At 70.4% G+C, this 16,960-nt stretch carries 16 protein-coding genes; 10 read left to right on the plus strand and 6 right to left on the minus strand.

Annotated features, from left to right (window positions below):
• Nucleotides 1-57 precede the first annotated feature (57 nt).
• Nucleotides 58-231, minus strand: a complete 174-nt coding sequence (locus tag LTT66_RS00800; protein WP_233063239.1) for a hypothetical protein — start codon at nucleotides 229-231, stop codon at nucleotides 58-60.
• 188 nt (nucleotides 232-419) lie between these two features.
• The gene (locus LTT66_RS00805) at nucleotides 420-908 is read right to left on the minus strand and encodes a hypothetical protein (RefSeq protein WP_233063240.1); all 489 of its coding nucleotides are present in this window, start codon (nucleotides 906-908) and stop codon (nucleotides 420-422) included.
• 246 nt (nucleotides 909-1,154) lie between these two features.
• Here LTT66_RS00805 and LTT66_RS00810 point away from each other — a divergent pair, with 246 nt between their 5' ends.
• From LTT66_RS00810 to LTT66_RS00820, 3 genes are all read left to right on the plus strand, one after another.
• A complete protein-coding gene (locus LTT66_RS00810) occupies nucleotides 1,155-1,580 on the plus strand; it encodes a VOC family protein (RefSeq protein WP_233063241.1) in 426 nt (141 codons plus the stop codon).
• A gap of 208 nt (nucleotides 1,581-1,788) precedes the next feature.
• Nucleotides 1,789-2,688 (plus strand): class A beta-lactamase, encoded by a 900-nt coding sequence (gene bla / locus LTT66_RS00815; RefSeq protein WP_233063242.1) that lies wholly within the window; start codon nucleotides 1,789-1,791, stop codon nucleotides 2,686-2,688.
• 251 nt (nucleotides 2,689-2,939) lie between these two features.
• Nucleotides 2,940-3,446, plus strand: coding sequence for a hypothetical protein (locus tag LTT66_RS00820; protein ID WP_233063243.1), 507 nt, complete (start codon nucleotides 2,940-2,942; stop codon nucleotides 3,444-3,446).
• 109 nt (nucleotides 3,447-3,555) lie between these two features.
• Here LTT66_RS00820 and LTT66_RS00825 read toward each other — a convergent pair whose 3' ends face one another.
• Nucleotides 3,556-4,659, minus strand: coding sequence for a hypothetical protein (locus LTT66_RS00825; RefSeq protein ID WP_233063244.1), 1,104 nt, complete (start codon nucleotides 4,657-4,659; stop codon nucleotides 3,556-3,558).
• Nucleotides 4,660-4,895: 236 nt separating this feature from the next.
• On the opposite strand from LTT66_RS00825, the gene LTT66_RS00830 reads away from it, so the two are divergent.
• The 5 genes from LTT66_RS00830 to LTT66_RS00850 all read left to right on the plus strand — a co-directional run bounded on the left by LTT66_RS00830 (nucleotide 4,896) and on the right by LTT66_RS00850 (nucleotide 11,231).
• A complete protein-coding gene (locus tag LTT66_RS00830) occupies nucleotides 4,896-6,980 on the plus strand; it encodes a WXG100-like domain-containing protein (RefSeq protein ID WP_233063245.1) in 2,085 nt (694 codons plus the stop codon).
• Between the two features lie 24 nt (nucleotides 6,981-7,004).
• Nucleotides 7,005-7,340: a hypothetical protein gene (locus LTT66_RS00835; RefSeq protein ID WP_233063247.1), complete on the plus strand. Its 336-nt coding sequence runs from the start codon at nucleotides 7,005-7,007 to the stop codon at nucleotides 7,338-7,340.
• Nucleotides 7,341-7,347: 7 nt separating this feature from the next.
• Nucleotides 7,348-7,821 carry a YbaB/EbfC family nucleoid-associated protein gene (locus LTT66_RS00840; RefSeq protein ID WP_233063248.1) on the plus strand — a complete coding sequence of 158 codons (474 nt, stop codon included), beginning with the start codon at nucleotides 7,348-7,350 and terminating at the stop codon, nucleotides 7,819-7,821.
• A gap of 63 nt (nucleotides 7,822-7,884) precedes the next feature.
• The gene (locus tag LTT66_RS00845) at nucleotides 7,885-10,434 is read left to right on the plus strand and encodes a WXG100 family type VII secretion target (protein WP_233063249.1); all 2,550 of its coding nucleotides are present in this window, start codon (nucleotides 7,885-7,887) and stop codon (nucleotides 10,432-10,434) included.
• On the plus strand, nucleotides 10,431-11,231 hold the full coding sequence (locus tag LTT66_RS00850; protein ID WP_233063250.1) for an ESX secretion-associated protein EspG: 801 nt from the start codon (nucleotides 10,431-10,433) through the stop codon (nucleotides 11,229-11,231). Before LTT66_RS00845 ends, LTT66_RS00850 begins: the two co-directional genes overlap by 4 nt.
• Before the next feature lie 39 nt (nucleotides 11,232-11,270).
• On the opposite strand, the gene LTT66_RS00855 is transcribed toward LTT66_RS00850, so the two are convergent.
• Nucleotides 11,271-11,636 (minus strand): fatty acid desaturase, encoded by a 366-nt coding sequence (locus tag LTT66_RS00855; protein ID WP_233063251.1) that lies wholly within the window; start codon nucleotides 11,634-11,636, stop codon nucleotides 11,271-11,273.
• 209 nt (nucleotides 11,637-11,845) lie between these two features.
• On the opposite strand from LTT66_RS00855, the gene LTT66_RS00860 reads away from it, so the two are divergent.
• A complete protein-coding gene (locus LTT66_RS00860; RefSeq protein ID WP_233063252.1) occupies nucleotides 11,846-12,589 on the plus strand; it encodes a hypothetical protein in 744 nt (247 codons plus the stop codon).
• Nucleotides 12,590-12,600: 11 nt separating this feature from the next.
• Here LTT66_RS00860 and LTT66_RS00865 read toward each other — a convergent pair whose 3' ends face one another.
• Complete coding sequence (locus LTT66_RS00865; protein WP_195068871.1) at nucleotides 12,601-12,852, minus strand: hypothetical protein; 252 nt, start codon at nucleotides 12,850-12,852, stop codon at nucleotides 12,601-12,603.
• Between the two features lie 17 nt (nucleotides 12,853-12,869).
• On the opposite strand from LTT66_RS00865, the gene LTT66_RS00870 reads away from it, so the two are divergent.
• Nucleotides 12,870-13,526, plus strand: coding sequence for a hypothetical protein (locus LTT66_RS00870; protein ID WP_233063253.1), 657 nt, complete (start codon nucleotides 12,870-12,872; stop codon nucleotides 13,524-13,526).
• A 123-nt stretch (nucleotides 13,527-13,649) separates the two neighbouring features.
• On the opposite strand, the gene LTT66_RS00875 is transcribed toward LTT66_RS00870, so the two are convergent.
• Nucleotides 13,650-16,853 carry a BTAD domain-containing putative transcriptional regulator gene (locus tag LTT66_RS00875; RefSeq protein ID WP_233063254.1) on the minus strand — a complete coding sequence of 1,068 codons (3,204 nt, stop codon included), beginning with the start codon at nucleotides 16,851-16,853 and terminating at the stop codon, nucleotides 13,650-13,652.
• Nucleotides 16,854-16,960: the final 107 nt, after the last annotated feature.

The raw sequence follows: 16,960 nt of genomic DNA on the forward strand, positions 1-16,960 counted from the left end.
CGGCATCTGTCGCAGCCGCACTTTCGAGGACGTCGTGGAACCCTCCGTCCTGTCGTCTTATGCTTCCGGCGCGAGATGCGTGCTGAGGAACTCGATCTGGTCGGCCACGACGCGCTCGACAACCGGCGGGTGGTAGACCGTGAAATGGTCTGCGCCGTAGCGCTCGACGACTATGGCTGGCGTCGGCTCCCTGATCCCAGCGAAACCGGTGACAGCAGCGGTTGTCCGCATTCGACCTCGCGCCGCAGTCGAATCGGGCCCTGGCCGGTCCGCAAGCCGCTACGGTCCGAGGTGGGTGCGGGGTGCCCACCTCCTGGGGACACTCCCACCCACCCGGGGGGTGGGCGCCCTCCACCCCCCGGGGCCCCCGAGGGGGCTTGTGCGGGCACGTGAGCCCGGGACGCGGCCTGATCAGCTGATCAGGCCGGTACCCCGACCAGTCCCCACGCTTCGACCGCGTCGCGGGAGTACCAGTGCCCGGTCCATTCCCGCCCGGAATCCAAGGCGTCGTAGAACTCCTCGTCATCGGGCAGCGCCGGGCCGTGGGCGTAGATGATTCCAGGGCTGTCGCCGTGGAAGCGGCGGGCGCGCTCGACCGCGCGAGCGGAGCGCTCCGCTACATACGCCCGCTGGGTGATCAACCACTCCTCGCTCGTGCGACCGTCCGGGCCGCCGTAGTCGAGGGGGTAATGAATCTGATACTCCAGCCGCGCCAGCTGTTCACCGGCATGCTCGTACACCCACACGATCCACCCGGGAACCTCCGGCTGCGCAGCCAGCGCACGGGCAGCGAATCCACCACGCGCGATCGGGCTTTCCGGATCGCCGTGCGCCGCAGCCGTGACACCGGCGACTGCGGCGGAGTCGATGCCGCTCCATACCCGGTCTTTCCGATGCCTACCTCCCATAGCCGATAACTCTAATTCCCCGCACCGACACAGACGACGGTTCGCTCGAAGTTGGCCCACGACCAGCCGATCCTCGGATGCGAAGTGGGGCGACCAGCACATAGGCGAGAAGTGAAAGCCCGCTGTCCGAACCCGCTTTCACGACAGCTGACGGAAAGAACGGCCAGGCTGTCGCGCCGACGTGCTTCTCGGCCATAGAGCACGCGATCCCCCACGACGACGCGGGCGCACTTCTAACCTCGTCGAGTGCACTTGGAACTGATCGCCGTAGTCGTCGCGGAGTACGACCCCGCCATCGACTTCTTCGTGAATACTCTGGGCTTCGAACTGGTCGAGGACGTCCCGTCGATGACCAACGACGGACGTCCGAAACGATGGGTCGTCGTTCGCCCGCCCGGCGCGCGGACCGGGATCTTGCTCGCCCGCGCCGACGGCGCCCGCCAGCTCGCTGCCGTCGGTGACCAGACGGCAGGCCGCGTCGGATTCTTCCTTCGCGTGGACGACTTCGAGCAGGCATACCGGCGGATGACCGCGGCGAACGTCGAATTCGTGACCCGGCCGCGCACCGAACCCTACGGCAGGGTCGCCGTCTTCCTCGACATCGCAGGCAACCGCTGGGACCTTCTCGGACCCGGCGACAACCCGCCCGCCGATGCCGGGCAACGACGATAGTCCCCAGTTCGCGATGGTCTTGCTCCACCGAAAGCGGCCGACGTTGCCTTCGGCGAGCCCGGGCTTGCGAGTGACGCGTGAGCCGATCGCGTCGACTGCCGGCCCGTCTCGCTGAAGGGCATCGGCCATCCGAAGTCTGGTGCAAGTAGGTATGCGGCGTCGGCCGCTATCGTCGTTGCAGTCGTCCCTGTGGAAGGAAAGCCGGAGCTTGTCGCCCTCAACCATCAGTCGCCGCAGACTTCTCGGGGCGGCAGCGCTCTTACCGTTGGCCGGATGCGCGACGGAGAACCCCCCACCCGCTTCCCCTGTCGCGCGGACCGACGACCACCACGATCGGCTCAACGAGCTGGAACAGGAATTCGACGCGCGGTTGGGTGTGTACGCCCTCGCGACCGGCACCGGGACCACCATCGCTCATCGGGCGGACGAGCGATTCGCGTTCTGCTCGACGTTCAAGACGCCGGCGGCGGCAGCCGTCTTGCACCGCAATCCACTGACGCACCTGGAAACGGTCGTCACCTACACCGAAGACGATCTGCTGAAAAACGCCTCGATCACCCCGCGGCATGTGGCCACGGGGATGACGATCCGCCAGCTCTGTGACGCCGCGGTCCGCTACAGCGACGGCACGGCGGGCAATCTCCTTCTGCGAGATATCGGCGGACCCGCTCAGCTGACGGAGTACGTGCGCAGCCTCGGCGACATGGTCACCCGCATGGACCGCATCGAGCCGGCGATCACGGAAGCCACGCCCGGAGACCTCCGCGATACGACTTCCCCCCGGGCGTTCGGCACCCTTTACCAGAAGATCGTGCTCGGCGACGCACTGCCCGCCGACAAGCGCGCTTTTCTCCGTGACCTCATGGAACGCAACGCGACTGCTGCAGGCGCGCAGCGCATCCGGGCAGGCATGCCGCAGGGATGGACCGTAGCCGACAAGACCGGGACCGGCGACTACGGCACCCTCAACGACATAGCCATCGTGTGGCCCCCGGCCTCCGCGCCTGTCGTCATCGCGATCATGTCCAGCAAAGCCACCGCCGACGCCGCATACGACCAGGCTCTCATCGCCCGGGCCGCCGAATATGTAATAGCCAGGCTCACCTGATACGCCCTCCGGCCATGTCCGAATTCCCGTGTGGCTCCGCTGCGGTAACCGTTCGGTGGCGGCCTACCGCCGGTAGAGTTCGGTCGAGGGCGTCGCAAAGCGCGGATCGGGCGTCCGCACTGCCGTCGAGATGAGGAGGCCCGATCGAGACATCGCGCGCACATGATGGACATGCCGAGGGCGGACAGGACACCACCGCTGTGCCGGGTTTCGCAGTCCTGACGGGAACAGTCCTCGGAGTCGCGGTTCTCTTGTGCGTCCATCTCGACTGGGCTCCCTTCGTCCAGAACTCGACCGGTCCCGATCAGCTCGTCGGCCTGCTGATCGGCGGGCTGCTGCTGAGTGTTTGCCTGCTGGTGTGGGCGGTCAAGACGCTCTACTTGCTCGGCAGAGCGCACCGGTGGTCGTGGAAGGTCGCGGCGGTGCCGGTGGTCGTGGTCGCCGGCCTGGTGATCGGTGCGGTCTTTCGGCCCGCGAGCTTCGACTCCGCGCGTCCGGAGATGGAAGAGGTCGCGGTCGCAATGCTGCGCGAGGCCGAGCCGAGTACCCGCCGAGACATGAGCCTCGGTGGGCTCGAGATCAGCTTGGTTCACCGCCAGTCCGATGGGTTCGTCTACTTCTACGACGCCGATGGGTTCGTCGGCTCCATAGTCCGCGGCTGGGTCTACTCGCCCGGGACCGAGCCGGTGGGGACCGGCGACCGGCGGTTCGAGAAGTTGTCCGGAAACTGGTATTCGTTCGTCATCACGATCACCTGAGGTCGCGTACGGCAACAGGCTGATCGCGAGGACGCATGTCGCCGATGCTGTCCGCACGATCGCCGCTCCCGAGGACGCCGACTGACAGCGGCAGGGAGGTGAGCTCGCTCTATTCGCCCGCCGCCACGCCCGCCATGGTCAGCTGGAGGTAGGCATCGTCGATTTCGCCCTCGCCGAAAACCCGGGCGAGCGCGGCGCGTTCGACCTTCCCGCCCTCGGCCGCGCGCACCAGGCCGAGCGCCGCCTCGCGAACCCGGGCGCCCGGTTCGTCCTCGACCAGCGCGGCCACGACGGCGGCGGTGTTCTCCCGGCTCCACACAGCGGGGACTGCCGGGGCGACGTCCACGGCGGCCGGTGCAGCTGCGCGATACCACCGGCCGCGATCCCACCAGTAACAGAAGGACAGCAGGCCGGTGCCGGCGCGCGGGTTCAGCAGCGGGTTCGCCACCCAGGCAGGTGCGCCGGCGTAGAGGTCCGGCATCGGTGCCCCGGCGTTGTAGACCGCGTCGAGAACTGCGTCGTTCCACACTCCGCCGGACAGGACGGCCCGGTCGCCGGGCACGATCCACAGCGAGGACCCGCTGCGCTCGGCCCCCTCGAACAAGCCGAGCGCAGGCAAGACCCGCGGCCCCCACGGGGAGCCGACCGCCACGAATGCCGCCGAGAGCACCGCCCAGCGAGCCACCAGCACGGGCAGCGCGGGCAGACCCTCCTCCACCACCGCCGTGCCCGGCTCCGCCCGCGCCGCCGTCTCGGCGGGCCGCGACTGCCGGTCGGCATGCCCGATGTGGGCGGCGAGCCACACCGGCAGCCGGGCGCGCGGGAATGCCTCGAGATCCGCCCGGTAGACCTCGGCCGGGAAGAGGTGATCCTCGGGAAACGGTTCTTCGCCGAAGTCGTAGTCGGTCTGCACCTCACCGGAGGACGAGACCACGAGCAGATACCGCCACCAGGGGCCCTCGGGCAGGGCCGCCGACGCCTCACGATGCCTGCGGACCAGCGCAAGCACCTCCTCCGGCGGCACGATCTGGACCGGACGGCCCTGCTCGTCGGTGGCGACGACCGAGGCCAGCTCGGCCGCGGCCGTCAACACGAAGATCGCCTGGATCTCGTGACTGTCCCGCGGCACGAGCCCGGTCAGCAGCTCGGCGATCCGGCGGCTCGCCTCATCCGGCGGGTGTCCGCCCGCGGGCGGCTCCTCGGCAGCGGTCACGACGTGACACCTCCTCGTTCGCGGCGCGAGGCTACCACCCGACGGAGAACGAAGGGTGTTGCCGACACGGGCTTTTCGCATTCGGCCGATCGACCCATGCTGTGCGCGAGCAGAATTCGCTTGCGTGTCGATGAAGGTTCAACTTGTTGCGGTGTAATCCGATGACGTCGACCGCCGAGGAGGCGAGCTGTGCGGAGCAAGCCGAGAGAGCGCTTCGGGGCCACCGCGGAGCAGCGGTGACCATCTACCTGCCCGAGGGGTTGCAGTGGCTGGCCTGGGTGGCGGGCACGACTTGGCCGAAGGGCGACGAGGACGCCGCATGGGCGGCCTCGGAGGCGTGGAAGACGGCGAGCAAGGAACTCGAGGCGTTGCTCGCGGGCATCGACGAGGCCGAGCAGGCCACGGTGGCGGCGTACCCGCAGGGGGAAGGCGGCGCCGCGATGGGGGCCCGCTACGACGTCCTGCGCACCGGGGATCAGTCCCTGGAGGCACTGGCGCAGCTGATGAGCACGGTCGGCGACAGCGCGTTCGACATGGGCACCGAGATCCAAGCGACCAAGATCACCGTCATCGTGACCCTGGCCTGGCTCGCGCTCGAGATCCTGTGGGCATGGCTGTTCCCACCGACCGCGCCCGCGGTGGAGGCGGCCGCGATCACCACGACCCGGTCCTTCCTCAAGGTGTTCGAGGACTTCGTCCAGAAGGTCATCACGAATATCGCCGCCCGGCTCGGCGCACCGACGGTCAAGCGGCACTTCTGGACCCGCGCGGTGCAGCTGCGACCGGTGCTGCCCACGGCGAAGGGGTACGGCGTCTACGGGGCGCGGGCGATCGAGGCCGCCGCCATCACCGGAACGATCAACGGGGCGGTGCAGGTCGGCCAGCTCGCGGCGGGCAAGCGCCGCCACTTCAACGGCGGTGAGTTCGGACTGTCCATCCTCGCCGGGGTCGCCGGGGTGATCCCCGGCCGTGAGTTCGGCCGGTATCTCGGCAAGGGCATCGACAAGATCGCGGGCAAGAACCTGGACAACGCGTTCGGGCGGGTGGGCCGCGGTGTCGTGATCGGCGGCGCCTCCGGCGCCGTCGGCACCGCGTTCGGGAACGTGGCGGCGGGCGCGGTCACCGGTGACTGGTCGTCGTTCTCGTCCGGCGCGGGCTGGGTCGGCGGCATCGCACGCGGTGGCCTGGTCGGCGGCGCGCGCGGCGGATTCGCCTTGGGGACTCCGATTCCCCCGGGGCGCGGAGACATTCGCTCGTATGTTTGGATGCCGAAACCGTCGACCGGCAACACCGGACGCCCACCGGTCCAGGACGGATCGTCCACCGGCACGGCCGGGAGCCGAACCCAGTCAACGACCACCGGCGCGGGCGGGGGCCAACCCCAGTCGACCACCACCGGCCCGGGCGGGAGCCGAACCCAGTCGACCACCACCGGCGCGTCGGCGAGCGTGCCCTCCGGCCGTCCGTCGCCTGCCGCGTCCGCGGTCGCCGGTTCCACCGGTACTCCCGCGGGCCCCGCGCCGCACCCCACCGGGTCCACGTCCGGCGGCTCGCGCCCGCCCTCCGAGGTCGTCGGCGGCGGCGCCGCGTCGACCCACTCGGGCCGCGGCGACGGCGTCTCATCCTCGAGCGGCTCGGGCCACACCGTGTATCACGACGCCACCAGCGAGTACAGCGGCGGCGGGCCGTCCTCCCGGCCCGCCACGCCCGACAGCGTCAGCACGGGATCCGGCCAATCGGTGTACCACAGTGCGGTGGGCTCCATTTCGAGTTCTTCTTCCCTGTCCGAGGGATCGGCGTCCGGCTACTCCACGGGTTCCGGCTCGAGCCAGTCCGGTCATTTCACCGGCCGGCCACCCACCTCGTGGGAGTCGTCGATCGACGGTTGGGGCTCGACCGGAGGCCCGCCGCCCGGCAACACGGGATCGGGACTCTCCGGGGGAGCGCCGCTTCCACCCGTGCCTGCTGCCCACGGTCCGACGCCGCCCGCGACGCCCGCGCCCAGCGGGCACGCGCCGCCGCCTCCCTCCAGTGGTGGCCCGCGCCCCTCCGGATCGCAGGTGACCGGTACGTCCGGCACGCACGGGAACCCGATCGCGACCAGCGCTGACGAGCCGTTCCTCGGTGAGGGAAAGGACGTGCGCGGCAAGCCCCGGCCGAAACAATGGCCCTCGGTGGAGCCGCTGCCCGGCCCCTTCACGCCACCTCCCGGCGGCGCGTCGCAGCCGAACGACTGGCTGCCCGGGGCGTCCTCCTCCGAGTCCGGTGCGCAGGCCGCCGCCGCGGGCCCCGAGGACGTGGATGTGCCTTTCACCATTTAGACCGCCGACATCGAAAGGAGCGCCATGGCCGCCGACCACGTGGAGGTCGACCCCCACAAGCTGCGCCGGGCATCGGAGCTGACCGCGGAGTTGTCGACGAAGGTCACCGCGACCGCCGAGAAACTCCGGAACACTTTGGCGGGCATCGAATCCGACGCCACCACGATGCCGTGGGGAGACGACAAGCGGGGCAGGAAGTTCGCCCAGGGTGAGAAGGGTTACCAGGCGGCGCGCAAGAACCTGCTCGACGGCGCGACGAGCGCCGCGCAGGCCCTCGACGACATGTCGGAGGGCCAGCGCGAGGCCGCGGACTCGCTGACCGGCACCGACCATGCCTCCGGCGGGCAGTTGGGGAAGTGAGCGGCACATGGTGAACGAACGCCTGCGCGCGGACATGGCGACGATGCTGGAGGGCCTCGGCGAGCAGTTCCGCGGGATCGCCGAACTGCAGAAGCAGCGCTCGCTGCTCACGGCAACGGTCACCGCGTGTGACAAGCGCATCGAGGTGACGGTCAACGCCGACGGCGTGCTGATCGCCACCAGATTCGCCGACGACGTCCTGGATCTGAGCCTCGAGGAGATCGCCGAGAACATCACGGCGGCCGTGCAGGCGGCGGCCGCCGAGGTCGCCGGGCGCGGCAGGGAACTGATGGCGCCGCTGCTGGAACGCAGGAACGCGCTGCCGAAGCTCTCGGAGATCGTCGAAGGAGCCCCCGACCTGGGCGCGATGATCCCGACCGCGCCCGCCCCGCCCCTGACTCCGCCCGATCCGGCACGGTGGCCCGTCGACGATTCCGGCGCCACCGGGCCGCGGTCGGTGGTCGCCGACAACGACGACTGACGCCGCACCGGCAGTGGACACCCGAAGGAGCCGGGCCCCCATCCCCGGCGGAGAAAGGTGACGATGGCCCTCGAACCGAAAACGTGGTCCGGACTGGAGAACCAGGCGAAAGCGGGATATCTGAAGTTCGATCCCGCCGACGCCCTGGCCGCGGCCAAGGCCTGCGCCGATCTGGTCGACGACCTGCTCGGGATGGCCGCCGCGGTGACCGACCTGCGCCTGAACAACGTCGCGCCGATCGGCACCCTGACTTCCGGTGCCCAGCTGGCGATGGCGTTCACCACCAAGGGAACTCGCCTGCACACGATCTTGAACGACCACGCGAAGATCGTCACCGACATGGGCGAGACCTACATCGCCGCGGGCAAGTCGTACACCAGGACCGACGGAGATTCCGGGGATACCTTCAAGGCGCTGAGCGCGCTGAAGATGCCGACCGAGGCGACGCCCTACACACCGGGCAAGAAGGCCCCCGGTGCGCCCGACGCCGAATTCGACAAGCCCAGCGGCGGTTTCACCTGGAAGGACGAGGACGGGCACGTCCACGTCGCGAAGGCGAACGCCGAGAGCTTTCCTTCGTCGTTGAAGGACTACCAGGGCGCGAAGGACACCGGCGTCACGGCCAACATCGAGAACAAGGACAGTCTCAGCTTCACCGAGTTGTACGAGCTGGGGCGCGATCTCGATCCGCAGCCGGTACTCGCCGCCGCGGGCACCTGGCACAGCCTGGCCAATGATCTGCTGGGCAAGCTGAACGGTTTCGTGTCCGTCATCTCCGCGGGTACCGAGGCATGGGAGGGGCAGGGCGCGACCGCGGCCGCCGATGCGGTCCGCAGCTACTCCGAGGGCGTTCAGCCGCTGATCACCTCCATGATCGCGATGAGCCAGAACCTGGACTACACGGCGCAGTGGCTGCATCTCACCAAACTGAGCATGCCCGCGACCTCGGATCCCGGCGACTGCTGCCCGGGTAGGGTGACCCGGCGGTACCGCGACGAATGGCAGAAGCACTACGGCGAGGGCATGAAGAACACGGTGTCGGTGATGCCGGTGGTGAACGGGCCGATCGCCGCACCGCAGCCCTCCGGCGGACCGGGGCAGAACCAGCCGGGCAACAATCAGAACAGCCCCGGGAACGACCCGAACGGCCAAGGCGGGCAGACGGGTACCGGTGGTGGGCAGCGCCCCGGCTACGGAGACCAAGGCACCGGCGGCCAGACCCCCAGCGAGGACTATCAAGCCGGCTACCAGGAGGGTTACCGGGAAGGCCTGGAGGCCGGACAGGGCAACGGCGGCTCCGGCCCCACCGGCACGGGCTCGGGTACCGGCTCCGGGGCCGGTCTGCCCGGCGGCGGCACCCAGACCGCGGGTTCCTCGCACGAGAACGGTGGCGCCTCCCCGCCCCGCGGCTACGACGCCGCTTCCGCCGGGACCGGCTCGCAGCCGGACGGCGGACCCACCGGCAGTGGCTCCGGTTCCGGCCCCGCCGGTCTGTTCGGCGGTTCCGTCGGGTCCCAGGGCAGCGCGGCGCCCGCGCGTTCGCCCGGCGGGTCGGGAAGTTCCGCCTCTCCCCGGGGGAGCACGTCGTCGGGCGGGCAGCCCGAATCCTCCGCGGGCGGCAGTATGCCCGATGTTCCCTCCCTCGGCTCGGTCCCCTTGCCGCGCATATCCTCCGGATCGGGCGGCTCGCCGAGCGGGACACCGTCGAAATCGAACGGCACGGCTCCCGGCGCGGCCGCCGCGTCGCTCGAGGACGCGCTGGCACAGGCGACGGGCGCGGACCCCGCACAGGTGCGGTCGGTCCTCGACAATCTCCCCGGCCTGCTGAACGAGGACACCCTGTCGCAACTCACCGGGTTGCCGCCGGAGCAGGTGCGTTCGATCCTGGACAGCATCCCGGACGTCGTCGACGAGAACGCGCTGTCGAAACTCAGCGGTGTGGACCCGGCCGGGGTGCGCTCGGTCTTGGAGAACCTTCCCAACGCACTCGACGAGCAGGCGCTGGCCGCGGCGACCCGCACGGGCGGGCCGTCCGCCGCCGGAGCCGGTCTCGCAGCGCAAGAAGCGGCGGCGGCGGGTGCGCAAGGCGCCGGTTCGCTCGCCTCCGCGGGCCGGGATCTCCTCGGGCAAGTGGGGAAGGCACTCACCCAGGGGCTCGAGGCGCTCACCCAACTCGGGAGCACGCTGCCGGGTGCGGAGAAACTGCAGGAGCTGTTGCGGCAGTTCGATCCGAACGCGCTGGCGGCCGCGGCCGGGCACGGTCCCGTCGAGCCCGCGGGCGCGGGCGGCCCGGGGCCCGGGCCCGGCGGCGCGGGAACCGGAGTGGAGGCCGGGCTGTCGGAACATCCGACCCAGCAATCCCGTGCCGCGCAACTGTTCCCGCGCGCTTCGCTGCCCGGCGCCGAAGCGCCGATCTATCCCGCCGCGGCGGCCGGTGCGCGTCAGGACGGTGTGCCCGCCGGCGCGCCCATGATGGGAGCGCCCGGCGCCGCCGCGGGCGCCGGACAGGGCAACACCGCCCACAAGCCCGCGAAGTTCCTGCAGTCGAAGACCCATCTCGACGACGCGATCGGGGCGGTGCCCGATCGGGTGAAGCCGGTGATCGAGTCGTGAGCGCGACCTGGGAATTCACCGATCTGGAATTCAATCTGCTGTGCGAGGAGGTTCGGCACGGCGAGCTACCCGCCCCGTTCGTCTTCACCAGCCGCACCCGGCTCGCGGCGGACTACGAGCTGGAGAAGGCACAGATCCGGCAGCAGCTGCGGCGACGGCTCGACCACGATCTGGACGCCATGGCCAGCGCGCTCGCCAAACCCGACGTCTTCGTCGTCGCGCACGCCTGGAACGACCAGGATTTCGGCAATCCCGAAGCGCGCACCCGGGTGCACGCGGTCCGGCACCGGGCCCGCGGCTATGTGATCACCCAGCGGCCGGGCGAAACACTCGCGCACAGCGGGGGATTCGACGCCGCCGAGTGTGACCCGCACGCCTTGGCCGACACCGTGGTGGGACTGCTTCCCCGCTGCGGAGCGGGCCGGCTCGACGACATCCGCCTCTCGCTCCCGGCCACCGAACCGGAACCCGAGCGCGAACGCAGGGCGATGATCTCCGACAACGACGACGATCCCGACGACGACGCGTTCCGTAGCGCCGCGTTCTTCGACGCCCCCGCCGTCAGCACCGGAATCGTCAAGGTGCTGCAGGGCCGCTCGAAGTACGGACCTCGCGGACGTATCGAAGCGGGCCTGCTGTGGCGCGATCTCCCCGACGACGGACGTTACGTGATGCCCCTGGATCACCCGGCCCCGATCGCCACCGCCATGGGCAGCGACCGGCTGACCCTGTGGGTGCGCGACCGGATCGAGGAGATCCTCTCGCGGATGGATTCGCACATGGAAACCGAGGAGTGATCCGCCACGGCGTCACCGCCGCACCCCGCGCAGGTCGGCTCAGCGATCGGTGAGTCCGATCGGGCCGCGAATCTGGCGGGCCACCGCACGGAACCAGCCAGAGTCGTACCTGCCGTTCTCGGCGTCGAAGGCGGGCCGGAGTTCGTACCAGCGCAGGCCCGGACGGCGATGGTGCATACCGTGCAGATTGAAGCTCAGCGCCAGGATCTCCAGTGGCGCGGGCAGTTCCAGGTTCAGCGCCTCGAGCGGATCGTCGAGGTCGGTCCCGTAGTGATACGCGTTGTCCGACAGCGAGACGATCAGGCCGCGCCCGGCCAACGCCGCGAGCAACATCCACCAGTGAACCCCGTACGCGGCGAACGCCGCGCCGTGGAGCACCGTGATCGCGGCCGCGTCGACGCGCAACTGGCGGACCGCCTCCCCCTGCGCGACGCGCTCGATTGCGGTTACACGACGGAAGCGGTCGCGGTCCGGCCGAACTCGTATTCAAGATCGCGCTGATCGCAATCGTTCTTCGAAGATCGTGCAGCGCTTAGGGTCCGGATACCCCTCTGTCCGGACCGGGTCCGTTGCGGACCCGCGGCGGACTGCCGCTACTTCTGATTCGGAGCGACGTGCAGCCAACTCCCTGGTCGGCCAACGACTCTCGACTCGAACGAGTACCGAGCGCGGCGCCGAGACGGCTCGCCGGTTCCCGCCCGCTCCGGTCGGCGCTGCACGGCTACTGGGGCTATCTGGGCGCCGCGGCGGGCGGTCTCGTCACGCTTCTCCTGCTGTTCCAACCGTGGCTGCGGGTCGCCGGCGCCGACGGCAAGGCCAGCGCCAACGCTTTCGGCCGGGTCAGCGCGACCACCTCCTACCTGAACCTCTGGTCGTCGTCGCTGCCACCCGCCGCGCGGATCAGTGGCGCCCTGGCGCTTCTCGCCGCGGCCGCGATCGTCGTCACCGTCTGCGCGGTGGCGGCGAATCTGCGGTATCGCACCGAGGTGCTGGCGCGGGTGGCGACGATCTCGACGGTGACCACCGCGGCGCTGGTCGTGCTCACCGTGCTCTACGTCACCAGCAAAGCCCCCGAGCTGCGCGCCCCGCTCGCCCGCAGCTCGGACCTGGGTGGACAGGTCGGAATGGTGACGAGCTGGGCCTTCGGCAATGGCAGCCTCATCGTGCCGGGAGTCAGGCAAGTCTCCTACGACACCGCGGGATTGACCCACTGGGCGCTGCTGGCCGGTGCCACGTCACTCGGCTCGGCCATCACAGCCGTCGCCCAATGGGTGTACAACCATCCGCCCACAGCCCTTCGCCTGCCGTATCGCATCACCGGATCGAGACGCGCGGGCGAACCGGCCCGGCGAGAGTGAACAGGCTGTGTTCACTGCCGCTGCGCGGGTCGGCGGCGGAACAATCGTCGGATGTACCCGCCGATACCGGCGAGCGCCCGCGGTTCCGCGGTGGTTTCGACGGTTTCCCGGGCCGACGTCGCCTGGGCGAATCGCACATGCAGTTGTTCTCGGACCTGGTCCGGGGTATAGGCACGGCGGCGACGCTCGGCGCGCACCACCACCACACCAGTGGCGACCACACCGGCCGCACCCGCCAATCCCAATGCCTTCCACCACCTCATACGCATAGGCTACGACCATGACGGGTGCGGGCATCAGTCTCGACCGAGCGGTCGAGGTCACCAGGACAGGCGACATCTGGCTTTTCCGAGGCCATTCGACAGCCGACCGGGTGATCCGGATGACGACGAACAGTCCGGTGAACCATGTCGGGATGTCCGTCGTGATCGATGATCTGCCCGCGTTGATCTGGCACGCGGAACTCGGGCGATCCCTGCCCGACATGTGGTCGGGTAACGCGCATCGTGGCGTCCAGTTGCACAACCTGCGCGATGCCGTGCTGGTGTGGGCGCACCGCTACGGTCAGCAGGCCTGGTTGCGCCAGTTGGACCCGGCTGCCACCCGGGAGATGGAGGACAGCGTGTTGCGCACCATCGCCCGGCTCGACGGCACCCCGTTCCCCTCTACGGCCGGTCTGGCGGCACGCTGGCTACGCGGCCGCGCGCGCCTGCCGCGCCGTAAGTCGCGGCGATCCACGGCCCGAGAGGCGGAGAACGCGTACTGCGCCGAAATCGTGGCCGCGACATACCAAGCGATGGGACTGCTGCCGCAACACCGGAGCCCCGACTGGTACGACCCGGGCCGGTTCTGGAGCGGAGACGGCCTCCGGCTGTCCGGCGACTACGCACTGACCGGCGAGATAGCCGTCCGAACACCACCCCCTGCGGACTCCTGACCAACGAATTCCCCGCTATCGGTTGGCCCGTATCCACCGCTGCTCGTGGCCGTGAGCCCGAGCCACGGAGGGTGCGATCGTAGCGGCATCCGTGAGCTGCTCTCCGGCGCAGGGGATTACGGCTCAGGCGAACGGCCACAGGGACAGGCGGGCCTCCGCACGCGACTCGTACGGCCGCGCGCCGAGTGCGCGCGCCCGGTTCCGCGCGGCGATCACCTCGTCGCGGGCGCCAGGGAGACCGAGGATTCCACGTGCGGTACCGCGGTAGAGCCCGGACGGGCCGAGACACACCAGTCCCGGCCATTGCACGATCAACGTCTCCCCCCACTCCCTGGTCAACGGTTCGAGTTCGGCGGTGAACTCGACCACCCGGTCGCGATACCGGGGCGCGCGCCGGCCGACTACGAGCAGCGCCTCGATCAGCAGCGGCACGCGCACGACGACGCGCGGTCCGTGCAGGCTTCCCGGCAAGGCGATGATCGACTCGATCGATGACATCGCCCGGTCGTGGTCGTCGATCTCCGCCGCGGCCATCGCGACCACGAGCGCGAAGTCCTCGTCGAAGTCCTCCGCCATGCGGTCGGCTTCGCCCAGTACCTCGCCGAGGCGTCCGCTGTGCCACAGCTCGATCGAACTGCTCGTCAGCACCGACGCCTCGGCGAGCAGCCGAGCCCGGTCGTCGACCGCGCCCAGATCGTCGGCGAAGCGCGTCATCAGCGCCCGTGACTGCTGGTAGTCGCCACGCAGCACGGCGAGCATCACCTGCCACCACAGCTGGGTGGCCGCGAGATCGGTGCCTGCGTCGGAGGCGAGCCTGGCGAACTCGGCCGACAGCCGGCGCACCAGCCGCAGATCGCCCGCCTCCAGGGCACAGACCCGGCGCAAGTGGACCGCCGTCGCCCGCGCCGTGCGGTCGTGGCCCGCCAGTTCCTCGAGTTCCTCGGCGATCTTGCGCCGGTCGGCGACGGTGGCCGGTTCCCAGGTACACACGAATTCGGCCAGCAGTACCTGCGGCCATGATCGGCTGCCCGGTGCGCTGCGCGCCCGCGCCTCGGCCAGGGCGTCGAGATCGCCCGCGATGCCGTGGATCGCGCGGTCGGCGGCCTCGATCGCTTCCACGTCGGCGACCAGATCGGCGTCGAGATCGAGGCGATGAGCCAGTGCCTGTGCGCGCAACGCCGACGAACCGGACTGCACCACACCGTATCCGGAGAAGTAACCGGCTACACCCCGCGGCGCCGCCAGCAGCGCGGTGCGCGCCAGTCCCGACCAGTCGCGGCGTTCACCGCATCGCCGACCGGCTCGGTCGAAACACGCGGCGGCCGCGTCGTAGTGGCCGAGCCGGTTGTGCGCCTGGCCCGCGAGCAAATCGAACTCGATCGACAGCTCCGCATCATCCGGATCCGCGTGCCGGATTCCGCGCGCGGCAAGGTCGGCGCACTCGGTGGCCGCGTCGCGCCGCAGCGCGTCCCGCGCGGCCGCGAGACAGGCGTGCGCCGCAGCGGAATCCAGTGCGTCGAGTGCGGCGGCGCTGCGATGCAGTGCCTGCGCGGTCAGGGCGCCGGGTCGCAGCTCTGCCAGCGCGTCCGCGATCCGTCTGTGCAACAGCGCTGTCCGTACCCCACCGATCGTGGCGAGCACGGCGGCGCGCACGAGTTCGTGCCCGAAGGCGGCGACGCCGTCCTGGACCGAGACGACCCGCGCGGCGACGAGTTCACCGATTCGATCGTCGAACCCCGCAGCGCCGTCGGCGGCGGCGAGCAGTCCGATCGAAGCGCGCGGGCCGATGACGGCCAGCACCTCGGCGAGCGCTCGGGCCGGCGGCGAAACGGCGCCCAGCTTCGCCGCCGTGATCTCGGCCGCCGCGCCCCCGGCATCCAGCGGCCGGCCGGCCCGGACGAGATCGCACAGTTGTGCCGCGACGAAGGGACTGCCCCCGCTCAACTCGACGATCTGAGCGCGCACCTCGGGATCGACCGACCCCGGACCGGCGCGCACCAGCTCGTCCACGGCCCCGTCGGACAGCGGCGGCAGTTCCACCGCGACATGGGCTCCTGCGGACTGCAGTGACCGCACCGCGGCGCCCACCTCGTCCGGAAGCGGCTCGGGCCGGACGGTGAGCATCAGCAGGACGGGGTGGGCGCGCAGCACCCGCACGGCCGCCGCGATCATCCGTACCGAATCGGGATCGGCCCACTGCACGTCATCGATGATCGCGACCAGCCGGCCGGTTTCGCGCGCCACGTCCGCGAACAGCGCGGCGAGCGCGCGCGGCGTCGGGAGGTCGGGGACGACGCGCCCGGCCAGAGCCGCCTGATCCAGCCACGGCGTCAGCGTCGCCAGGGCAGAGGCACTCACGCCGCTGATGCCCGCAGTGAAGAAGGCCGCGTCGCCGTGGCGTCGCACGGCGTCCTCGACCACGGCCGTCTTGCCGATTCCAGGGGCGCCGCGCACCGTCACGACGGTCAGCCCCTGCTGCGAGCGGTCGCGGGCGCGGTCGAGGACAGCGGCGACGTCGGCACGTCCGACGAGGGCCGACCGCCCCGTCGACGGCGTCGCCGGATTGCGGATCTCGTGCTCGATCCGAACCGTGTCGGGTGCGGGATCGAGCCCGAGATCTTCGCGCAGCGAACGCCGCAACCGGACGAGAACGTCCAGCGCCTCAGCGATCCGCCCGCTGTCGCGCAGCGCCAGCGCCAGCAGCCTGGCCGTGCCCTCGCGATGCGGATGCCGTTCCCGTTCGTCGGTGAGGATTGTGACCGCGTGCCGTGCGCGGCCCAGCACGATCAGTCCTTCGGCGCACAATTCGACGAGTTCCGATCGCAACTCGTCCAGACGCCCCCGTTCCGGCGCGAGTTCGGCGACGTCGTCGACGTCCGACAACGCGTCGCCACGCCACAGGCGCAGGGCGCGTTCCAGCAGATCGACGGTCCTGGCCACGTCCCCGTCGGCGTGGGCCGCGCGGGCGTCCCTGGACAGTACGTCGAGCAGGTCGAGATCGGTGCCCGATCCGCCGCACCGCAGCACGTAGCCGTTCGGACCCGTCTCGATCCAGAAGTCGGGGATGGGCCGCAGCGCCCGGCGCAGCCGCGACACGTAGCCCTGCAGGGTGACCAGGGCGCTGTCGGGCGGGTTTCCTCGCCACAGCAGTTCGCACAGGTAGTGCGCGCTGCGGGTGGTGCGCTCGGCGGCGAGGATGACCAGGAGGTCGGCGTGTTTGCGCGCCGGGATGGTGAGGCGGGCGCCGTCCGGACCGCGCACCTCGAGCGGTCCGAGCACCGCGATGGCCGGCGGGTGGTCGCCGGACCCGCCGCGCACCAGCGTCACACCAGCGCCCTGGTCGACTCTTGGCTCATGACACACACCCCAGCACTCCTGCCAACCCCGACCACCGGCGAAGATCGGGCCGTCATAGGCGGCCCCTCTCGCGAGAC

This window comes from Nocardia gipuzkoensis (genome assembly GCF_021183645.1).
Taxonomy (GTDB): Bacteria; Actinomycetota; Actinomycetes; order Mycobacteriales; family Mycobacteriaceae; genus Nocardia; species Nocardia abscessus.